At 36.4% G+C, this 16,736-nt stretch carries 18 protein-coding genes; 15 read left to right on the top strand and 3 right to left on the bottom strand.

What is annotated here, in order from left to right; all coding sequences use genetic code 11:
* Positions 1–4 precede the first annotated feature (4 nt).
* The gene (locus tag NYE32_RS05645; RefSeq protein WP_073689986.1) at positions 5–826 is read right to left on the bottom strand and encodes a PrsW family glutamic-type intramembrane protease; all 822 of its coding nucleotides are present in this window, start codon (positions 824–826) and stop codon (positions 5–7) included.
* 157 nt (positions 827–983) lie between these two features.
* Here NYE32_RS05645 and NYE32_RS05640 point away from each other — a divergent pair, with 157 nt between their 5' ends.
* The 3 genes from NYE32_RS05640 to NYE32_RS05630 all read left to right on the top strand — a co-directional run bounded on the left by NYE32_RS05640 (position 984) and on the right by NYE32_RS05630 (position 3,599).
* The gene (locus NYE32_RS05640) at positions 984–2,528 is read left to right on the top strand and encodes a zinc ABC transporter substrate-binding protein AdcA (protein WP_339156868.1); all 1,545 of its coding nucleotides are present in this window, start codon (positions 984–986) and stop codon (positions 2,526–2,528) included.
* 216 nt (positions 2,529–2,744) lie between these two features.
* Entirely contained in the window at positions 2,745–3,143 is a 399-nt protein-coding gene (locus tag NYE32_RS05635; RefSeq protein WP_004182418.1) for a hypothetical protein, read from the top strand.
* A 144-nt stretch (positions 3,144–3,287) separates the two neighbouring features.
* Entirely contained in the window at positions 3,288–3,599 is a 312-nt protein-coding gene (locus NYE32_RS05630) for a hypothetical protein (protein WP_037600014.1), read from the top strand.
* Between the two features lie 54 nt (positions 3,600–3,653).
* On the opposite strand, the gene NYE32_RS05625 is transcribed toward NYE32_RS05630, so the two are convergent.
* On the bottom strand, positions 3,654–4,661 hold the full coding sequence (locus NYE32_RS05625; RefSeq protein WP_339156867.1) for a YeiH family protein: 1,008 nt from the start codon (positions 4,659–4,661) through the stop codon (positions 3,654–3,656).
* A gap of 172 nt (positions 4,662–4,833) precedes the next feature.
* Between NYE32_RS05625 and NYE32_RS05620 the strand changes: the two genes are divergently transcribed.
* Positions 4,834–5,547: a glycoside hydrolase family 73 protein gene (locus NYE32_RS05620; protein ID WP_110981450.1), complete on the top strand. Its 714-nt coding sequence runs from the start codon at positions 4,834–4,836 to the stop codon at positions 5,545–5,547.
* 93 nt (positions 5,548–5,640) lie between these two features.
* Here NYE32_RS05620 and NYE32_RS05615 read toward each other — a convergent pair whose 3' ends face one another.
* Entirely contained in the window at positions 5,641–6,549 is a 909-nt protein-coding gene (locus NYE32_RS05615; protein WP_073685470.1) for a LysR family transcriptional regulator, read from the bottom strand.
* Positions 6,550–6,756: 207 nt separating this feature from the next.
* On the opposite strand from NYE32_RS05615, the gene glmS reads away from it, so the two are divergent.
* The 11 genes from glmS to NYE32_RS05560 all read left to right on the top strand — a co-directional run bounded on the left by glmS (position 6,757) and on the right by NYE32_RS05560 (position 16,724).
* A complete protein-coding gene (gene glmS, locus NYE32_RS05610; protein ID WP_339156865.1) occupies positions 6,757–8,565 on the top strand; it encodes a glutamine--fructose-6-phosphate transaminase (isomerizing) in 1,809 nt (602 codons plus the stop codon).
* Between the two features lie 108 nt (positions 8,566–8,673).
* Positions 8,674–9,006, top strand: a complete 333-nt coding sequence (locus NYE32_RS05605; RefSeq protein ID WP_048790513.1) for a zinc ribbon domain-containing protein YjdM — start codon at positions 8,674–8,676, stop codon at positions 9,004–9,006.
* Positions 9,007–9,206: 200 nt separating this feature from the next.
* Positions 9,207–9,848, top strand: a complete 642-nt coding sequence (locus NYE32_RS05600; protein ID WP_014634576.1) for an amino acid ABC transporter permease — start codon at positions 9,207–9,209, stop codon at positions 9,846–9,848.
* Between the two features lie 8 nt (positions 9,849–9,856).
* Positions 9,857–10,486, top strand: coding sequence for an amino acid ABC transporter ATP-binding protein (locus NYE32_RS05595; protein ID WP_014634575.1), 630 nt, complete (start codon positions 9,857–9,859; stop codon positions 10,484–10,486).
* Between the two features lie 12 nt (positions 10,487–10,498).
* Entirely contained in the window at positions 10,499–11,350 is an 852-nt protein-coding gene (locus tag NYE32_RS05590; RefSeq protein WP_048790512.1) for an amino acid ABC transporter substrate-binding protein, read from the top strand.
* A 113-nt stretch (positions 11,351–11,463) separates the two neighbouring features.
* A complete protein-coding gene (locus NYE32_RS05585; protein WP_156246768.1) occupies positions 11,464–12,879 on the top strand; it encodes a Y-family DNA polymerase in 1,416 nt (471 codons plus the stop codon).
* Entirely contained in the window at positions 12,876–13,253 is a 378-nt protein-coding gene (locus NYE32_RS05580) for a hypothetical protein (RefSeq protein WP_156246767.1), read from the top strand. The genes NYE32_RS05585 and NYE32_RS05580 overlap by 4 nt, the downstream gene beginning before the upstream one ends.
* The gene (locus NYE32_RS05575; RefSeq protein ID WP_156685109.1) at positions 13,231–13,512 is read left to right on the top strand and encodes a DUF5960 family protein; all 282 of its coding nucleotides are present in this window, start codon (positions 13,231–13,233) and stop codon (positions 13,510–13,512) included. The genes NYE32_RS05580 and NYE32_RS05575 overlap by 23 nt, the downstream gene beginning before the upstream one ends.
* Positions 13,513–13,633: 121 nt before the next feature.
* Positions 13,634–14,656, top strand: a complete 1,023-nt coding sequence (gene adhP, locus NYE32_RS05570; RefSeq protein WP_156685108.1) for an alcohol dehydrogenase AdhP — start codon at positions 13,634–13,636, stop codon at positions 14,654–14,656.
* 419 nt (positions 14,657–15,075) lie between these two features.
* On the top strand, positions 15,076–15,705 hold the full coding sequence (locus tag NYE32_RS05565; protein WP_156685107.1) for a TetR/AcrR family transcriptional regulator: 630 nt from the start codon (positions 15,076–15,078) through the stop codon (positions 15,703–15,705).
* A gap of 278 nt (positions 15,706–15,983) precedes the next feature.
* Entirely contained in the window at positions 15,984–16,724 is a 741-nt protein-coding gene (locus NYE32_RS05560) for an ABC transporter permease (protein ID WP_156685106.1), read from the top strand.
* Positions 16,725–16,736 lie beyond the last annotated feature (12 nt).

The raw sequence follows: 16,736 nt of genomic DNA, 5'->3' as shown, positions 1-16,736 counted from the left end.
AACATTACTTGTTTTCTTTATCCAGTTTCGAGAGGAGCTGATAAAGCGTAATAAAGAAGAAAAGATTGAGTGAAATGAGAAGGCCTGATGCCCATGGTAAATCGCTTTCTAAATTTCGAAGAGGTGAATTCCAAGCAAAGTGTGCAGCAAAAGCACCGCAAGCATAAAGTATACCAATAAGACTGTATTTAGAATTAATGAGTTTTTGACGGGAACGCCATATAAGGACTAGTCCCATAGCAAGGAAGGATGTGTAAAGCCAGTGAGACGATACGGCACCAATAGTTCGTCCAAGAATACCTGAAATCGTATAAGAAAAACCATCAGGCAAATCTGAAAGAATATAGGAGAAGTCTTCACTAATCTGGAAGCCAAGACCTGCCGTAATAGCAACAAGCAAGATCCCCCTGTAACTTTTCGTTGGTACCATATAGATAGCAAAGAGAAAAGCTGCTAGTTTTAGGGGTTCTTCAACTAGGGGAGCCATAAGGGCATCCTCAAAGCGGTAGAAGAAACTCTTTGAAGAAAGATGGGCAGTTACCCAATCGTGAGAAAAGGTATTGGCATAACCAGCTATCCATCCTGTTATAAAGAGTCCACCAATTAGAGCAAATATGAGAACAAGTGGTTTCACCTGCCATCTCTTGCCTAAGTACTGAATCAGAAATATTCCTGGTACGATATAACATAAGGCAATCAGTGTTGATAGTCCAATAATACCGTATGCCGAACCAGACAAAGCGCCTGAAGTGTATGATTGCGTATCATAAGTCAGGCCTATGGCTGAAAGCAATAAAAAAAGATATAGGATTAATTTTCGAAACATGTATAACCTACTTTCCAAATGATATTTCCAGTATATCAAATAATTCTTTCTCGTCGAAATATTTCAATTTTTTTATTTTAGGACTTGCAAAATAAATGAAGTGTGATATACTTAACCAGTAAACTATTAACTGGTTAAGTATTTTGAAAGGAATATCATGAAAAAGAAACGCATTTTTGGCCTAGCAGGATTAACAGCAGTTGTTTTAGCTGCTGGTGCAGGTATTTATTATACGACTAGTCACCACGGTTCAAAAGGAAATGGTGATTTGAAAGTTGTGACGAGCTTTTACCCTGTTTATGAATTTACCAAGCAGGTTGTAGGAGATGAGGGAGAGGTGTCTTATCTCATTCCTGCTGGAAGTGAAGCCCACGATTTCCAACCATCTACTAAGAATGTCGCTGACATTGAAAAAGCAGACACTTTTGTCTACCTAAATGAAAATATGGAAACCTGGGTTCCAAAAGTTGAAAAGTCTATCAACACAAAAAATACAAAAGTCATTAAGGCAAGTCAAGGCATGGTTCTTTTACCTGGAACAGAGGAAGAAGATCATGATCATGGTGGAGAAGAACATCACCACGAATATGATCCCCATGTTTGGCTCTCACCTAAACGTTCTCAAAAATTAGTTGAAACTATTAGAGACGGTTTGATTGCTCAGCATCCAGATAAAAAAGCAGTCTTTACAACCAATGCCGAGAAATACCTTAAAAAATTAAAGACTTTGGATAAGGAGTATACTGAAGCCTTTAGTCAAGCAAAACAGAAAAGTTTTGTTACTCAGCACGCAGCTTTTGCCTACCTTGCCTTAGATTACGGTTTGACACAGGTACCAATTTTAGGTGTTTCAGCTGAGTCCGACCCTTCTGCAAAACGTATCGCTAGCCTTTCTAAGTATGTCAAAGAATATGATATTAACTATATCTATTTTGAGGAAAATGCTTCAAGTAGTGTTGCTAAAACCTTAGCTAACGAAGTAGGAGTTAAGACAGCAGTTTTAAATCCAATTGAATCACTAACTAAGGAACAGTTGAAAAAAGGTGAAGACTATATCAGTGTTATGACTGAGAACCTAAAAAATCTTCGTTTAACAACGGACGTTGAAGGTAAAGCTATCCAACCTGAAACGGGAAGTGATGACAAGAAAACGGTTCAAAATGGTTACTTCGATGACAAAGATGTTAAAGATAGAGAACTTTCGGATTGGTCTGGTGAGTGGCAATCGGTTTATCCTTATCTTCAAGATGGTACTTTAGATCAAGTATTTGAATACAAATCTCTATTAAATAAAGATAAAACTGCACAAGAGTACAAAGAATACTACACTAAGGGCTATCAAACAGATGTTTCTAAAATTGCCATTGATGGTAAAAAGATGACCATGACTTTCACAAAGAATGATGGAAGTAGTGTGACACACACTTATCGTTATGATGGTTATAAGATTCTAACCTATGCTTCTGGTAAAAAAGGTGTTCGTTATCTCTTTACAGCAACTGATAGTCAAGCAGCAGATAACCCTTACCAGTATGTCCAATTTTCAGATCATCAAATAGATCCAACAACTTCAGCACATTTCCATATTTTCTTTGGAAATAGTAGCCAAGATGAGATTCTAAAAGAAATGGATAATTGGCCAACTTACTATCCTGGAAAACTTAGTGGCTTTGAAATTGCACAAGAAATGGTTAGCCATTGATACTAGAAATGCACTCATTCGTGAGTGTTTTTCTTTTTTAAAAAATCTTTCATTTCTTAAACTCTTAGAAAATTACTAGTGTCATTACTTTTAAACAAAAATTTAAAGCATCGTATTTTTTCTAAAAAAATCTGTAAAAAATTAAATAATTACTACATTTTTTCATTCTTTAGTGGTACAATAATAGTACGATTTTCAGATGACCAGGAGAGACCCATGAACCAGTATTTAGTAGCGATACATTATATTCAACTGCTTCAAGCAGAACTCGATATTCTAAATCATGATGCACGCTTGCTTTTTGATTTAAAGATTGAACCAAATCTTGCTAAAAGAGAGCTTGCTGACTTGAAAGTATCCCTATCTAAATTATCTGACAAAAACCTTTATATCGAAGGTACAATCTGGTATCAGCCAAGTTTGTTTGCAATTATTGATCAAAATTTAGGGGTTATTGATGACTGGCTCAAGGAATTAGATGACTTCTTTGAATTTACCTATAGTACAACAGTTTTCACTGTTTTGAAAGAAAATGAAAATCGAAGTTACGACTTATTACTTGGTCTCTATAGCCGTCTTGAATACGTTATTTCAGAAATAAAAAATTGCCGTTAGATGACTAACGGCTTTTAGTATATAGAAAAATTAGATTCTATTTTAAATATCAAATAATTTGACAAAATACCCAAATGTGTGTAAAATAAAATTTGAAAATACTCTAATAAAAATAATGTTAAGTTAAAGGAAGATAATAACTAAGTGAGTAAGCAGGGGTTGAAATTGGGGGATTTTGTTAAATATTATTTGGTGAGCCTTGTGTCGCTGAGCTTTTTATGTCTTATTTTGTATGGGCTATATTCTTTAAACGGGCTCATTCCTTTTTCTCTAGATAGAGCTTCAGGTCTTGAAGTTAGGCATTATTCAGGACAGACCACCTCTTCTGTAAAAAAAGATGGTGATTATAAGGTTCAGGATATTAGTGGTGAAACTAAGAGCTACAATGTTGATTTGAAAGTAACAAACGATGGGGATAAGGTTATCCAAACCTATGTCTTTGAGTATAAAAAATGATTCTATAATAAAAACTCACAGTCTTAGCCAGATTGTGAGTTTTTTAGATGTCTATTACCAAAGTCCTAATATCTTTTGCATGAGAAGAGAAGCAAGACTAATTAATAACCAACAGACTCCTCCCACTAGAAGTGCTGAGCCTCCTTTAGTGATTAGTTTTTTGAGATTTGTTTGGAAACCGATAGCTGTCATTGCCATAATAATCATAAATTTTGAAAGGTCTTTTAATGGTGAAAAGACGGCAGGTGTTACACCGAGTGACATTGCAACAGTTGTAATCAGTGAGGCCAAAAGGAACCAAAGGATAAAGTTAGGCACTGCTTTGCTTAGCGAGAATGCTTCCTTTGTATTATCCTTTCGTGACTGCCATAAAGATAGACCAAGAGTTATAGGGATGATAGCAAGTGTTCGAGTCAATTTAACAATTGTTGCTTGCTCTAGGATAGATGTTCCATGTAAGCTATCCCAAGAACTAGCTGTAGCAGTTACAGAAGAAGTATCGTTGACAGCTGTTCCAGCAAATATGGCAAAGCCTTGATTACTAAGTCCCAACCAAGATCCCAAGTGAGGAAAGATTAAAGCCGCTAAGATGTTAAAAAAGAAAATTACCGAGATTGCTGTTGCAATAGATTCATCTTTAGCCTTGATTACAGGAGCAGTTGCAGCAATAGCAGATCCCCCACAAATAGAAGAACCAACACCTACTAAAGTAGCAATTTCACTATCTAGCTTGAACACACGATGGACGACATAAGCAGTAAGCAGTGCCGTAGTAATAGTCACTAGAATAATGGGAAGTGACGTTACGCCAACCTTAAAGACTTGAGAAAGATTTAGTCCAAATCCAAGAAGAATAACAGCGTATTGTAATACTTTTTTAGATGTGAATTGCATTCCTGCTTTAAATTTCTGAGAATATCTTAGAATAATTCCTAGCAGAAGTCCTATAAATAAACCAAGGACTGGCCCACCAATAATAGGAAACAAGTTTCCAAGGAACCATGCTAGGAGAGATATAAGTATTGCAATACTTAGTCCGGGTAAGAATTCTTTTATTTTCATTCATTTATCTCCTTAAAATTTGACTATATTATAGCTTATTATAAATATGATGTAAAGGTAACATCTGCTTTATTTATCAAGGAAAATAGGTCTGAAAGTTGCGACTTGTCAGTTTTTCTGATAGAATAGTATTAAAATATTATAATTGAAAATTTTATGAAGGAAGGGTTGTATGTATCGTCATTTAAAGAAGTATATGATTTTTATCGTGGGAGCTTTTGTTTGTTCGCTCTTTTTGGTTCTAGCTTTTACAACAGATAGAAAAAATGATAACAGTGTTAATGCTAAAGCTGAAGCTGCCTACAATCAAACTACGACGGCTTTTATTGATAGTATCGGAGAGACTGCGAGACAGATTGGTCAAGATTACAATATCTATGCTTCTGTTCTAATTGCTCAAGCTATTCTGGAATCAAATTCAGGTCAGTCAGGTTTGAGTCAAGCTCCTTATTACAACTTCTTTGGGATTAAGGGCTCTTATAATGGAAACTCCGTTACTATGCGTACTTGGGAAGACGATGGTACAGGGAAGACTTATGAGATTGATGAACCTTTCCGTTCTTATGGAAGTCTGAGTGATTCCCTAGCAGATTATGCTGCTTTGATGACGTCATCTACTTATGCAGGTACTTGGAAATCAAATACAAGTAGTTATGCAGATGCCACTCAGGCACTGACAGGGACTTATGCTACAGATAGTCTTTACGCTTCTAAATTAAATAGCATTATTGCATACTATGGTTTGACTGCCTATGATCAAGCTCCAGTTACCCAAGCAACTGGTTCAACAAGTGGCCTTGTTTGGAACAGCTATAGAGGCTCATATACAGATGCTGATACCTTATCTATAGATGAAGCTTGGGCAAGCTATAAAAATTATAAATAATGATGAGAGTCGAAAGGCTCTTTTTTGTGCTTTGAATTGGATAGTTTTGGCGATAAAAAGTCCCCAACATTATGTGCTGGGGACTAACATCTATTAGTTGTCAAAAGTGACTTCTTTAACGAGGTTATCAAGGAATTTTTCTCCCATTTTAGAGAGGGTTGCCTTTTCATGCTTCAAGTAAACAATATCAATTTCATCATCAATATCAAGTGGGATAGAGACAATGTTATCACCATTCAAATTACTATTTAAAATACCTGTAGCAATGGTGTAACCATCCAAACCGATTAATAGGTTGAAGAGTGTCGCGCGGTCTGAAACCACGATGGACTTTTTATGGGGAATCTGAGAGAGAATCTCTTCAGAATAGTAGAAGGAATTATGAATCCCTTGGTCGTAACTAAGGTATGGGAAGTCTTCTAAATCTTCCAAAGAGACAACTTTATGCTTAGCCAAGGGATTTGACTTGCTGACAAAGATATGCGGTCTAGCTTTGAAGAGACTGGTATATGTGAGACGGTTGTCGTCAAACATCTTAGTCAAGACATCTCGGTTATAGCTGTTAAGGAAGAGAACACCAATTTCTGAACGGAAGTTCTTAACGTCCTCAATAATTTCGTAAGTACGTGTTTCACGTAGGAAGAGCTCGTAACGTGTCATATCAGCTCTCTTAAGAAGTGAGACGAAGGCATTGACAACAAAAGCGTAGTGTTGAGAGGAAACACTAAACAATTCACGTGTTTCTGTGTGACTCTTGTAGCGTTCTTCCAAGAGATTCGTTTGTTCCACTACCTGACGAGCATAAGAGAGAAATTCAACGCCATCCTTGGTTAAGGTGATTCCTTTAGGGTTACGGATAAAGATATCAATTCCCATTTCTCTTTCCAAGTCACGAACAGCATTTGAAAGACTTGGTTGTGTGATGAAAAGTTGTTTTGCAGCTTCATTCATTGAGCCGGTTTCGACGATTTTGATAATATAATGTAATTGTTGAATTCGCATAGCCTTATTATAGCATATTTTAAGGATTATTCCTTAGGATAAGAGGCAAGTAAAAGGTCTTTTTAGGACTATACCAATTTTTATGCTTGACAATGTCAAATATATGGAATATACTGTCCTCGTTAAGCTTTTTAAAGAGCTTATTGACTATACCAATTTTAAATGAAGGAGATATGACCTCTTTGATCTGAGGTTATTATTAAAAATATGTGTGGAATTGTTGGTGTTGTAGGTAACACAAATGCAACTGATATCTTGATTCAAGGACTTGAAAAGCTAGAATACCGTGGTTATGATTCAGCTGGTATCTTTGTAGCGGGCAATGCATCTAGTCAATTGGTTAAGGCTGTTGGCCGTATTGCGGAACTTGCTGCTAAAACTGAAGGAGTAGAAGGTACTGCAGGTATCGGACATACTCGTTGGGCAACTCACGGTAAACCAACAGAGGATAATGCTCACCCACACCGCTCAGAAACAGAACGTTTTGTTTTGGTTCACAATGGTGTTATTGAAAACTATCTTGAAATTAAGGAAGAATACCTTTCTGGTCACCATTTCAAAGGCCAAACTGATACTGAAATTGCAGTTCACTTGATTGGAAAATTTGTTGAAGAAGATGGTTTGTCAACTCTTGAAGCATTCAAGAAAGCTCTTCATATTATCCGTGGATCATATGCCTTCGCTCTTATGGATTCTGAAGATGCCTCAACAATTTACGTGGCAAAAAACAAATCACCACTTTTGATTGGTCTTGGTGATGGCTATAACATGGTCTGCTCAGATGCCATGGCTATGATTCGCGAAACTAATCAGTACATGGAAATTCACGATCAAGAGTTAGTTATCGTGAAAGCTGATAGTGTCGAAGTCCAAGATTATGATGGTACTGTTAAAGAACGTGATAGCTATACAGCTGAACTTGACCTTTCTGATATTGGTAAAGGCACATACCCTTACTACATGCTCAAAGAAATCGATGAGCAACCAACAGTGATGCGTAAGCTTATCCAAGCCTACACAGATGACAAGGGACAAGTGACTGTAGATGCTGATATTATCAAGGCTGTTCAAGAGGCTGATCGTATCTATATCCTTGCGGCAGGAACATCATATCATGCTGGTTTTGCTTCTAAGAAGATGCTCGAAGAGTTGACAGATACACCAGTTGAGCTTGGTATTTCTTCTGAGTGGGGTTATGGTATGCCACTCCTTAGCAAGAAACCTCTCTTTGTCTTTATTAGCCAATCAGGTGAAACAGCAGATAGCCGTCAGGTTCTTGTTAAAGCTAACGAGTTGGGTATTCCAAGTTTGACAGTGACAAACGTTCCAGGATCTACCCTTTCTCGTGAAGCTGACCATACAATGCTTCTTCATGCTGGCCCAGAAATTGCCGTAGCTTCTACTAAAGCTTACACTGCTCAGATTGCGGCTCTTGCCTTCTTGGCTAAAGCAGTCGGTGAGGCTAATGGTAATGAAAAAGCTAAAGCTTTCGACTTGGTACATGAATTGTCACTTGTAGCACAATCTATCGAATCAACACTCTCTGAAAAAGAAGTCATTGACGAGAAAGTGGCAGCTCTTCTTGCAGAAACACGTAACGCTTTCTATATTGGTCGTGGTCAAGATTACTATGTTGCTATGGAAGCCAGTCTTAAATTGAAAGAAATCTCATATATCCAATGTGAAGGTTTTGCAGCAGGTGAGTTGAAACACGGAACGATTGCTTTGATCGAAGATGGTACACCTGTTATTGCGCTCTTGTCTGACGCTGTTCTTGCTAGCCACACTCGTGGTAATATTCAAGAGGTAGCAGCACGTGGTGCTAAAGTGTTGACTATTGCTGAGGAAAATGTTGCTAAAGAAGGTGATGACATCGTTCTTAATAATGTTCACCCTTACTTGTCACCAATTTCAATGGTTGTACCGACACAATTGATTGCTTACTTTGCAACACTTCATCGTGGACTTGACGTCGATAAACCACGTAACTTGGCTAAATCAGTTACTGTTGAATAAAAATACTAACATCTCTTACAGTGTAAGGGATGTTGTTTGTTTTTATCCTTGCTTAATTGGAGAATCTAAAGTAGAATAGTACCTATATCACAATCTTAGGAGAGAATTATGTCATTACCAAATTGTCCAAAATGTAACTCAGAGTATGTTTATGAAGATGGAATCTTGCTTGTATGTCCTGAATGTGCCTATGAGTGGGATCCAAACGAAGTTGCAGAAGAAGAAGGACTTGTGGTTCTTGATAGCAATGGAACACGTCTTGCTGACGGTGATACTGTTACAGTTATTAAAGATTTGAAAGTGAAAGGTGCGCCAAAAGATATTAAACAAGGCACACGTGTTAAAAATATTCGTTTGGTTGAAGGTGACCATAACATTGATTGTAAGATTGAAGGTTTTGGTGCTATGAAACTTAAATCTGAATTTGTTAAGAAAATCTAAAATAAGCTTTAGGAATGCTAGACTTAAGTATTGTTTGTTTCTCAGGACAGACTATTTAAGTCTCCCAGGAGTGTGATTATGAACTCATTTTGAAAATTGGGTCTAGTCGCACTCCTTTTTACTATTTTCAAAATCTTATATCATTTTTTCAAAAAAATTGGTATAATATTCAATAATACTAAATAATTATAGGAGTTTATATGTCATACGTTTTGGAAGTATTACCAGCCCTTTTGAACGGTGCGGTAGTCACACTTCAAGTATTTTTCATTGTTATCGTACTGTCGATTCCATTAGGGATTGTACTTGCTTTCTTAATGCAGATTAAATTCAAACCTTTAAATTGGTTATTAACCCTTTACGTTTGGATTATGCGTGGAACGCCTCTCCTTTTACAATTGATCTTCGTTTATTATGTTCTTCCGAGTGTAGGAATTGTCTTTGATCGCCTACCAGCTGCTATTCTTGCTTTTACACTTAATTATGCAGCTTATTTCGCAGAGATTTTCCGTGGAGGAATCTTGGCTATTCCGAAAGGACAATACGAAGCAGCAAAAATGCTTAAACTTAGTCCTTTCCAAACCATCCGCTACATTATCCTTCCTCAGGTGGTCAAGATTGTCTTGCCAAGTATCTTTAACGAGATTATTAACTTGGTTAAGGATTCATCATTGGTTTATGTGCTTGGGGTTGGAGACCTTCTTTTGGAAAGTCGTACCGCTGCGAACCGTGATGCGACCTTAGCACCGATGTTTGTGGCCGGAGCTATCTATCTTATCCTTGTGGGTGTTGTGACTGTGGCTTCGAAAAACATCGAAAAGAAATTCAACTATTATAAATAGGAGACCTTATGTTAGAATTAAAAAATATTTCCAAGCAATTTGGTCAACACAAAATTTTTGATAAGTATAATCTGACAGTAGAAGAAGGAAAAATCTTGGCTATTGTCGGACCATCTGGTGGTGGTAAAACGACTCTCTTGCGTATGCTAGCAGGTCTTGAAACCATTGATTCAGGACAAATTATTTATGAAAATGAAGAGATTCCTTTGGATCAGATGGAAAGTCGTAATTTGCTCGGTTTTGTCTTCCAAGATTTCCAACTGTTTCCACATTTAACAGTCTTAGACAATCTAACGCTTTCTCCAATTAAGACGATGGGAATGTCTAAGGAGGATGCTCAGAAAAAAGCTCAAGCTCTGCTTGACCGTTTAGGCCTTGGAGCTCACGGAAATGCTTATCCTTACTCTCTTTCTGGGGGACAAAAACAACGTGTTGCATTTGCGCGTGCTATGATGATTGATCCGAAAATTGTCGGCTATGATGAACCAACATCAGCTCTTGACCCTGAGTTGCGTCAAGAAGTGGAGAAATTGATTTTGCAGAATCGTGAGACTGGGATTACGCAAATCGTTATCACTCACGATATGCAGTTTGCACAACACATCGCCGATGAGATTGTCACTATCAATCCAAAATAGTGAGGATTTTCCATGAAAAAAATAGTAAAAACGATTTTGCTAGGCTGTCTTGTCATTTTGCCTTTGTTTGCGCTATCAGCTTGCAGCTCGCGCTCACATTTTGCAACTCAGAAAGATCAGTGGCAAACCTATACCAAAGAAAAGAAAATCAAAATTGGTTTTGATGCAACCTTTGTTCCTATGGGATATGAGGAAAAGGATGGTAGCTATGTTGGTTTTGATATTGATCTTGCAACTGCAGTCTTTAAATTGTATGGTATCGATGTCGAATGGCAGGCTATTGACTGGGATATGAAAGAAACAGAACTGAAGAATGGGACAATTGACCTCATTTGGAATGGTTACTCGGTCACGGATGAGCGTAAGCAGTCTGCGGACTTCACGGAACCTTATATGGTCAATGAACAAGTACTGGTAACCAAAAAGTCTTCGGGAATTGATTCTGTTGCAGGAATGGCAGGTAAGACCTTAGGTGCCCAAGCAGGCTCTTCCGGTTATGATGCTTTCAATGCTTCACCGAAGATTTTGAAGGATATCGTCGCCAACCAAAAAGCAGTCCAATATTCGACCTTTACTCAGGCCTTGATTGACCTTGATAGTGGACGTATTGACGGCCTATTGATTGACCGTGTGTATGCTAATTACTACTTAGAAAAATCAGGAGTTCTGGATCAGTATAATGTCATGCCTGCTGGTTACGAGGGTGAAAGCTTTGCTGTAGGTGCTCGTAAAGCAGATAAGACACTGATCAAAAAAATCAATCAAGGATTTAGAACCCTTTATAAAAAAGGAGAATTCCAAAAGATTTCTAACAAGTGGTTTGGCGAAGATGTTGCCACAGACCAAGTTAAAGGGAAAAAATAGAAGGATAACAACATTCTAGAAGGGATGTTGTTATTTTTTTATGGAAAATACTTGAAATATAAGAAGTTATAATTTATACTAGTGTTAGTTTATAAACTAACGAAAGGGCAAGCATGGGATATTTTGATTATTCAAGAGAACCGCAAAGTGATATTGCTTTTGTAGATATGAAATCTTTCTATGCAAGTGTGGAGTGTGTTGAACGTGGACTGCACCCTCTTAAGACCTCTCTATGTGTGATGAGTAGGGCTGAAAATGCGAATGGTTTGATACTAGCCTCTTCCCCTATATTTAAGCAAGTTTTTGGCAAGTCAAATGTTAGTCGTTCTTATGACTTACCTTTTGACATTCATTCTCGTAAGTTTCATTATTATAATGCCAAAAAGCAGGGACTTCCAACGGATAGAGCTTTTGTAGATTACATCGAATCTTGGGCCAAGGTTACCTTTATCGTTCCTCCTAGAATGGATATCTATATAAAAAAGAATATCCAGATTCAACACATTTTCCAGAATTATGCCAGTGTTGAAGATATTCTTCCCTATTCCATTGATGAGGGTTTCATTGATCTCACGTCGTCACTGAATTACTTTATTCCCGATAGGACTATTACTAGAAAAGATAAGTTAGATATGATTTCAGGGCGTATTCAAAGAGATATTTGGAGGGAGACAGGTATTTACTCGACAGTTGGAATGTCTAACAGCAATCCCTTATTGGCTAAGTTAGCTCTTGATAATGAGGCTAAACATACGGCTACTATGAGAGCCAACTGGTCCTATGAAGATGTCGAGACTAAGGTTTGGAATATTTCCCATATGACTGATTTCTGGGGGATTGGTAAGCGGATGGAGAAGCGGCTAAACAAGTTGGGAATTTGCTCCATTCGAGAACTTGCTAATAGCAATCCTGATATTCTTAAAAAGAAGTTAGGTATTGTAGGTTTAGACCTCTTTTTTCATGCTAACGGTATTGATGAGAGTAATGTTCATAAACCTTATAAACCAAAGTCACATGGCTTAGGAAATTCTCAAATCTTACCACGAGACTATGAGCGTCAAGCTGATATTGAATTGATTCTAAGAGAGATGGCGGAACAGGTAGCCATTAGGTTAAGACGGGCTCATAAGAAAGCTTGTCAAGTTTCCATTAGCATTGGATTTTCAAAGTTAGAGGGCAAGCGTTCACTACAAGCACAGATGAAGATTGAACCTGCTAATAACACAAGGATATTAATAGGACATGTCATTGCACTCTTTAGGAAGAAATATCAAGGAGGGGCTGTTCGAAGTGTGAGTGTCTCTTATGCAAATTTTGTAGATGAAGGGCTTCAAATTCTTTCTTTATTTGATAATCCAGATGACATTGATAAAGAAGAAAGGCTTCAGGCAGCTATAGATAGTATTCGTCAGGAATTTGGCTTTACGACCATTCAAAAAGCAACTTCTTTACAGGAGGCATCTAGGAGTCTTGCTCGAAGTAAGCTTATTGGTGGACACTCGGCTGGGGGATTAGATGGCTTAAAATGATAGACCGTAGTTACCTTCCCTTTCAATCAGCTAGGGAACATAAAGATAGGGGAATGATGAAGTGGATGGGCTTTTTCTTGTCGGAACACACAAGTTCCCTACATGAAGATAAGACTAAAGAAAATCTTACGAGTCATTTGGATGATTTAGAGAAGTTTACTTTATTAAATCAGCTTTATTCAGGTCAATTATTGGGAAATTTCCAGATAAAGGATCAAGGTAGGTGCTGTAGATGTAGTGGCTATGTGGTTGACTTGGATTTTAATCAAGTTACTATAAAATCTTGCAAGCGACATAAATGTATTCTAACAAAGGATATATTAGGAATTAGTTTGGAGGTTGAAAACATAGATGAGGAAGAGAAAAATTTATGATGATAAACTTCAAATTGACTATTTTTCTGCTAGCTATTTAAAATTTGAAGAAGACTTTTATCGCTATTCTGCTATGGATATACCTCTGACCTTCTTGACGGATGACATTTTAAGAGAAATGGCAATCAGTCAGAAGAACTATTTTTTATTGAATAAAGAGAATGCTAGGGATGGACGCAACCATTATTTCCATTTTGAGGTCAGCCTTCTGGATTCTAGAACACTTGTAAGAAAATACAAGTATCTTGGAAATGATTGATTGGTACAAAGGGCTTTCACGAAAATTTCTAAATGATAGAGAAAGATTATTGTAAGCGTTGACATTTGTTGTGCAAGTGCTACAATGAAGGTGTTAAAGTTCTTATATGGAGGTAACTAAAATGAGAGCAGTTGTTGTTAATAATGAAGGTACAGGAGTAGAAGTTGTTAATCATGACAAACCAGCGGTAGTAGGACATGGTCAAGCTTTGGTTAAAGTGGAATATTGTGGTGTCTGTCATACGGACCTTCACGTAGCTCATGGAGATTTTGGTAAGGTTCCAGGTCGCATCTTGGGGCATGAAGGAATTGGTATTGTTGAAGAAGTGGGTGAAGGTGTTGAAACACTTAAAAAAGGTGACCGTGTGTCAATTGCTTGGTTCTTTGAAGGATGTGGCCATTGTGAATATTGTACAACTGGTCGTGAAACTCTCTGTCGTTCTGTAAAAAATGCAGGTTATAATGTGGATGGTGGTATGAGTGACTATGCCTTGGTTACAGCTGACTACGCTGTGAAAGTTCCGGAAGGACTTAACCCAGCTCAAGCTTCATCTATTACTTGTGCGGGAGTTACAACCTATAAAGCGATTAAAGAGGCTAAAGTTGAACCTGGTCAATGGGTTGCAATCTACGGTGCTGGAGGACTAGGTAACTTGGCTATTCAATACGCTAAGAAAGTGTTTAATGCACGAGTCGTAGCTGTTGATATCAACCAAGATAAACTTGATTTGGCTAAAGAGTCTGGTGCTGATTTAGTTGTAAATGGTAAGGAAGTTAAAGATGTGGCAGGCTATATCCAAGAAAAAACTGGTGGTACTCACAGTGCAGTCGTAACAGCTGTTTCTAAAGTTGCTTTCAACCAGGCTGTCGATAGTGTACGTGCCGGTGGGACAGTCGTTGCGGTTGGTCTACCATCTGAATATATGGAACTCTCAATTGTTAAAACAGTTCTAGATGGTATCCGTGTTGTTGGATCTCTTGTAGGTACACGTAAAGACTTGGAAGAAGCCTTCGACTTCGGTGCACAAGGTTTGGTAGTACCAGTTGTTGAAACCGTTCCTGTTGATACAGCAGTAGAAGTCTTTGATCAAATGGAAAAAGGACAAATCCAAGGACGTAAAGTACTGGATTTCACTAAGTGGTAATATCTCTCTTATAGAGTTGTCACGATTACTTGAAGAGTAGAGCAGTTTAAACAGACTAAATCACTTTTGAAAGAAGCTTATCAGAATAAAATTCCACCGATTTATTTGTGTCGATGGAATTTTTGTTTGTTTAAAACTTCATTTAGATACAAAGTCAACTCTTCCCCCGTTAGAATGAAGTTCTTTAGCCTTTTCTTCTATCATTTTTCCAATTTATATTATCTCTAGTACTAGTATGACATAAAAAGAATAATAAAAGATTTCAGTATAAGTTTTTGAAAGATAATTTTTGTACCCCAAATCAAATTGAGATTAAAAATAGAATACTAAAAATTAGAGAACAAAAGAGAACTTGACATTATTAGTTTCGACCACTACAATAGAAATACATACCATCGGTATGATAGAAAGGGACTAAAATGGCAAGGAATAGAAACTCACATGAAACTAGAAAAAAAATACTAGAGGTCTCAAAAAATTTATTTTTAGAAAAAGGATTTGATAATACGTCAATACAAGATATCATAGATGGCTTAGGTGGATTAACAAAAGGTGTTATCTATCATCATTTTGAGTCTAAATATGATATACTGCAAACAATCATTAGCGAAAATAATCAAGAAATTTTAAATTATAATTGGAGAGGAAATACTGGATTAGAAAAGATACAAAATTCTTTGATGGACTCTTTCTCTAATTTTGAACACCAAAGGCTCGTTTACTCTGCCTCAATCATGCTAAGAAGTCCACGTTTGTTAGGAGAGCAGTATCTAGGTCTATTTTCTGATTTTTTACCCGAAATTAGAGAAAAAGTTTACGAAGGAGTTGAAGATGGGTCTATTAAAACAGAATATCCAGAAGAGCTAGCAGATTTAATTGTTTTAACTCTAAATATTTGGATTGGTTTTCAAATTTCCGTTTATTCATTAGTAGAATTAAAGCGCAAAATGAATTTCATTAAACTTACTTTTGAAGGTCTAGGAGTACAGTTAATTACTGATGAAATGATGGAGGTGATTTTCAACTTATTCGATCACTTAAAAAAATAGTAAATAAGTCGTCGCATGACATTCTTGTTAATACTAATTTCTATTTATGTATTATCAATTGAATAAATTATCTTACATAATTTATAATTAAAAAATAACATACCTTAAGTGTGTTATTAAAAATCTATTATACATACCGTAGGTATGTTTGCTTTTTGGTATATACATACCGATAGTATGTATAGTGTCATTGTCTGAAAAATAAGCTAATTTTTAAATATTTGTCGAGATTAGTCTGAATAGTTTATTCTTTATTTACGCTTTGGAGGAAAGAATCTATGTTGTCGCTTATTAAAATTGAATTAAATAAAGTTTCTAAATCTAAATTATTTTTAGCTTGGTTGTGTACTATATTTATAGTGTTAGGTATTACAGCAATCATTATTATGGGATTAGGTACTGACAATAAACTAGGAGAATTCACTGGACAGGATTCTAATATTATTAGAATTACTGGTAAATGGGAAGGTTGGTCAATTGTAGCTTCATTGTTTTCATCTTTATTTACAAAAGCAGCATTTTTGATTTTCGAATCTTATTTATTGTCTACGATTATTATTGATGAATTTAAACGAAGAACAATTTTTCAGTTGTTTTCTTACCCTATTTCTAAAATAAAGTTACTATGGGGAAAAATTATTTCAGTCATTCTAATAGCATTTATTGCCCATTTTTCTGCACATTTAGTGATTCAATTATTCATTAGATTCATGGCTGTTGTAACTGAATCTAGTTATATCCCTCTAGCTAGTCAATTAATTAACTTAGCTGGAATAACGTTTGCAACAGTACTAATAGGATTACTACCATTTGTTTTAGGTATGATTAAACATTCAACAGCTATAACAATGCTTTCAGGACTTGGTTTAGCAGCATTACTTTCAAATGTAAGTCCAGGAAGTTTATCTAATAATATTGCTGATAACTTATTCTTCTTAATATTTGCTAGTTTCATAAGTTTAATGATTGTTTCGTGTTCAATTTATACTATTTCAAAATCAGATATTAATATCAAGTAGTATATCTGAATT

The sequence above is a fragment of the Streptococcus sp. FSL R7-0248 genome (assembly GCF_037967965.1).
Lineage (GTDB): Bacteria > Bacillota > Bacilli > Lactobacillales > Streptococcaceae > Streptococcus.
The sequence above is the reverse complement of the archived record's forward strand: the minus strand, read 5'-3'. Positions and strand labels throughout refer to the sequence as shown.

What these genes read in the sequence shown, in the direction of transcription:
- NYE32_RS05575 (WP_156685109.1), top strand. Translation starts at nt 13,231, where the DNA reads ATGAGGAAGAGAAAAATTTATGATGATAAACTTCAAATTGACTATTTT.
- NYE32_RS05585 (WP_156246768.1), top strand. Translation starts at nt 11,464, where the DNA reads ATGGGATATTTTGATTATTCAAGAGAACCGCAAAGTGATATTGCTTTT.
- NYE32_RS05605 (WP_048790513.1), top strand. Translation starts at nt 8,674, where the DNA reads ATGTCATTACCAAATTGTCCAAAATGTAACTCAGAGTATGTTTATGAA.
- NYE32_RS05640 (WP_339156868.1), top strand. Translation starts at nt 984, where the DNA reads ATGAAAAAGAAACGCATTTTTGGCCTAGCAGGATTAACAGCAGTTGTT.
- NYE32_RS05590 (WP_048790512.1), top strand. Translation starts at nt 10,499, where the DNA reads ATGAAAAAAATAGTAAAAACGATTTTGCTAGGCTGTCTTGTCATTTTG.
- NYE32_RS05645 (WP_073689986.1), bottom strand. Translation starts at nt 826, where the DNA reads ATGTTTCGAAAATTAATCCTATATCTTTTTTTATTGCTTTCAGCCATA.
- NYE32_RS05600 (WP_014634576.1), top strand. Translation starts at nt 9,207, where the DNA reads ATGTCATACGTTTTGGAAGTATTACCAGCCCTTTTGAACGGTGCGGTA.
- NYE32_RS05565 (WP_156685107.1), top strand. Translation starts at nt 15,076, where the DNA reads ATGGCAAGGAATAGAAACTCACATGAAACTAGAAAAAAAATACTAGAG.
- NYE32_RS05560 (WP_156685106.1), top strand. Translation starts at nt 15,984, where the DNA reads ATGTTGTCGCTTATTAAAATTGAATTAAATAAAGTTTCTAAATCTAAA.
- NYE32_RS05615 (WP_073685470.1), bottom strand. Translation starts at nt 6,549, where the DNA reads ATGCGAATTCAACAATTACATTATATTATCAAAATCGTCGAAACCGGC.
- NYE32_RS05625 (WP_339156867.1), bottom strand. Translation starts at nt 4,661, where the DNA reads ATGAAAATAAAAGAATTCTTACCCGGACTAAGTATTGCAATACTTATA.
- adhP (WP_156685108.1), top strand. Translation starts at nt 13,634, where the DNA reads ATGAGAGCAGTTGTTGTTAATAATGAAGGTACAGGAGTAGAAGTTGTT.
- NYE32_RS05580 (WP_156246767.1), top strand. Translation starts at nt 12,876, where the DNA reads ATGATAGACCGTAGTTACCTTCCCTTTCAATCAGCTAGGGAACATAAA.
- glmS (WP_339156865.1), top strand. Translation starts at nt 6,757, where the DNA reads ATGTGTGGAATTGTTGGTGTTGTAGGTAACACAAATGCAACTGATATC.
- NYE32_RS05635 (WP_004182418.1), top strand. Translation starts at nt 2,745, where the DNA reads ATGAACCAGTATTTAGTAGCGATACATTATATTCAACTGCTTCAAGCA.
- NYE32_RS05595 (WP_014634575.1), top strand. Translation starts at nt 9,857, where the DNA reads ATGTTAGAATTAAAAAATATTTCCAAGCAATTTGGTCAACACAAAATT.
- NYE32_RS05620 (WP_110981450.1), top strand. Translation starts at nt 4,834, where the DNA reads ATGTATCGTCATTTAAAGAAGTATATGATTTTTATCGTGGGAGCTTTT.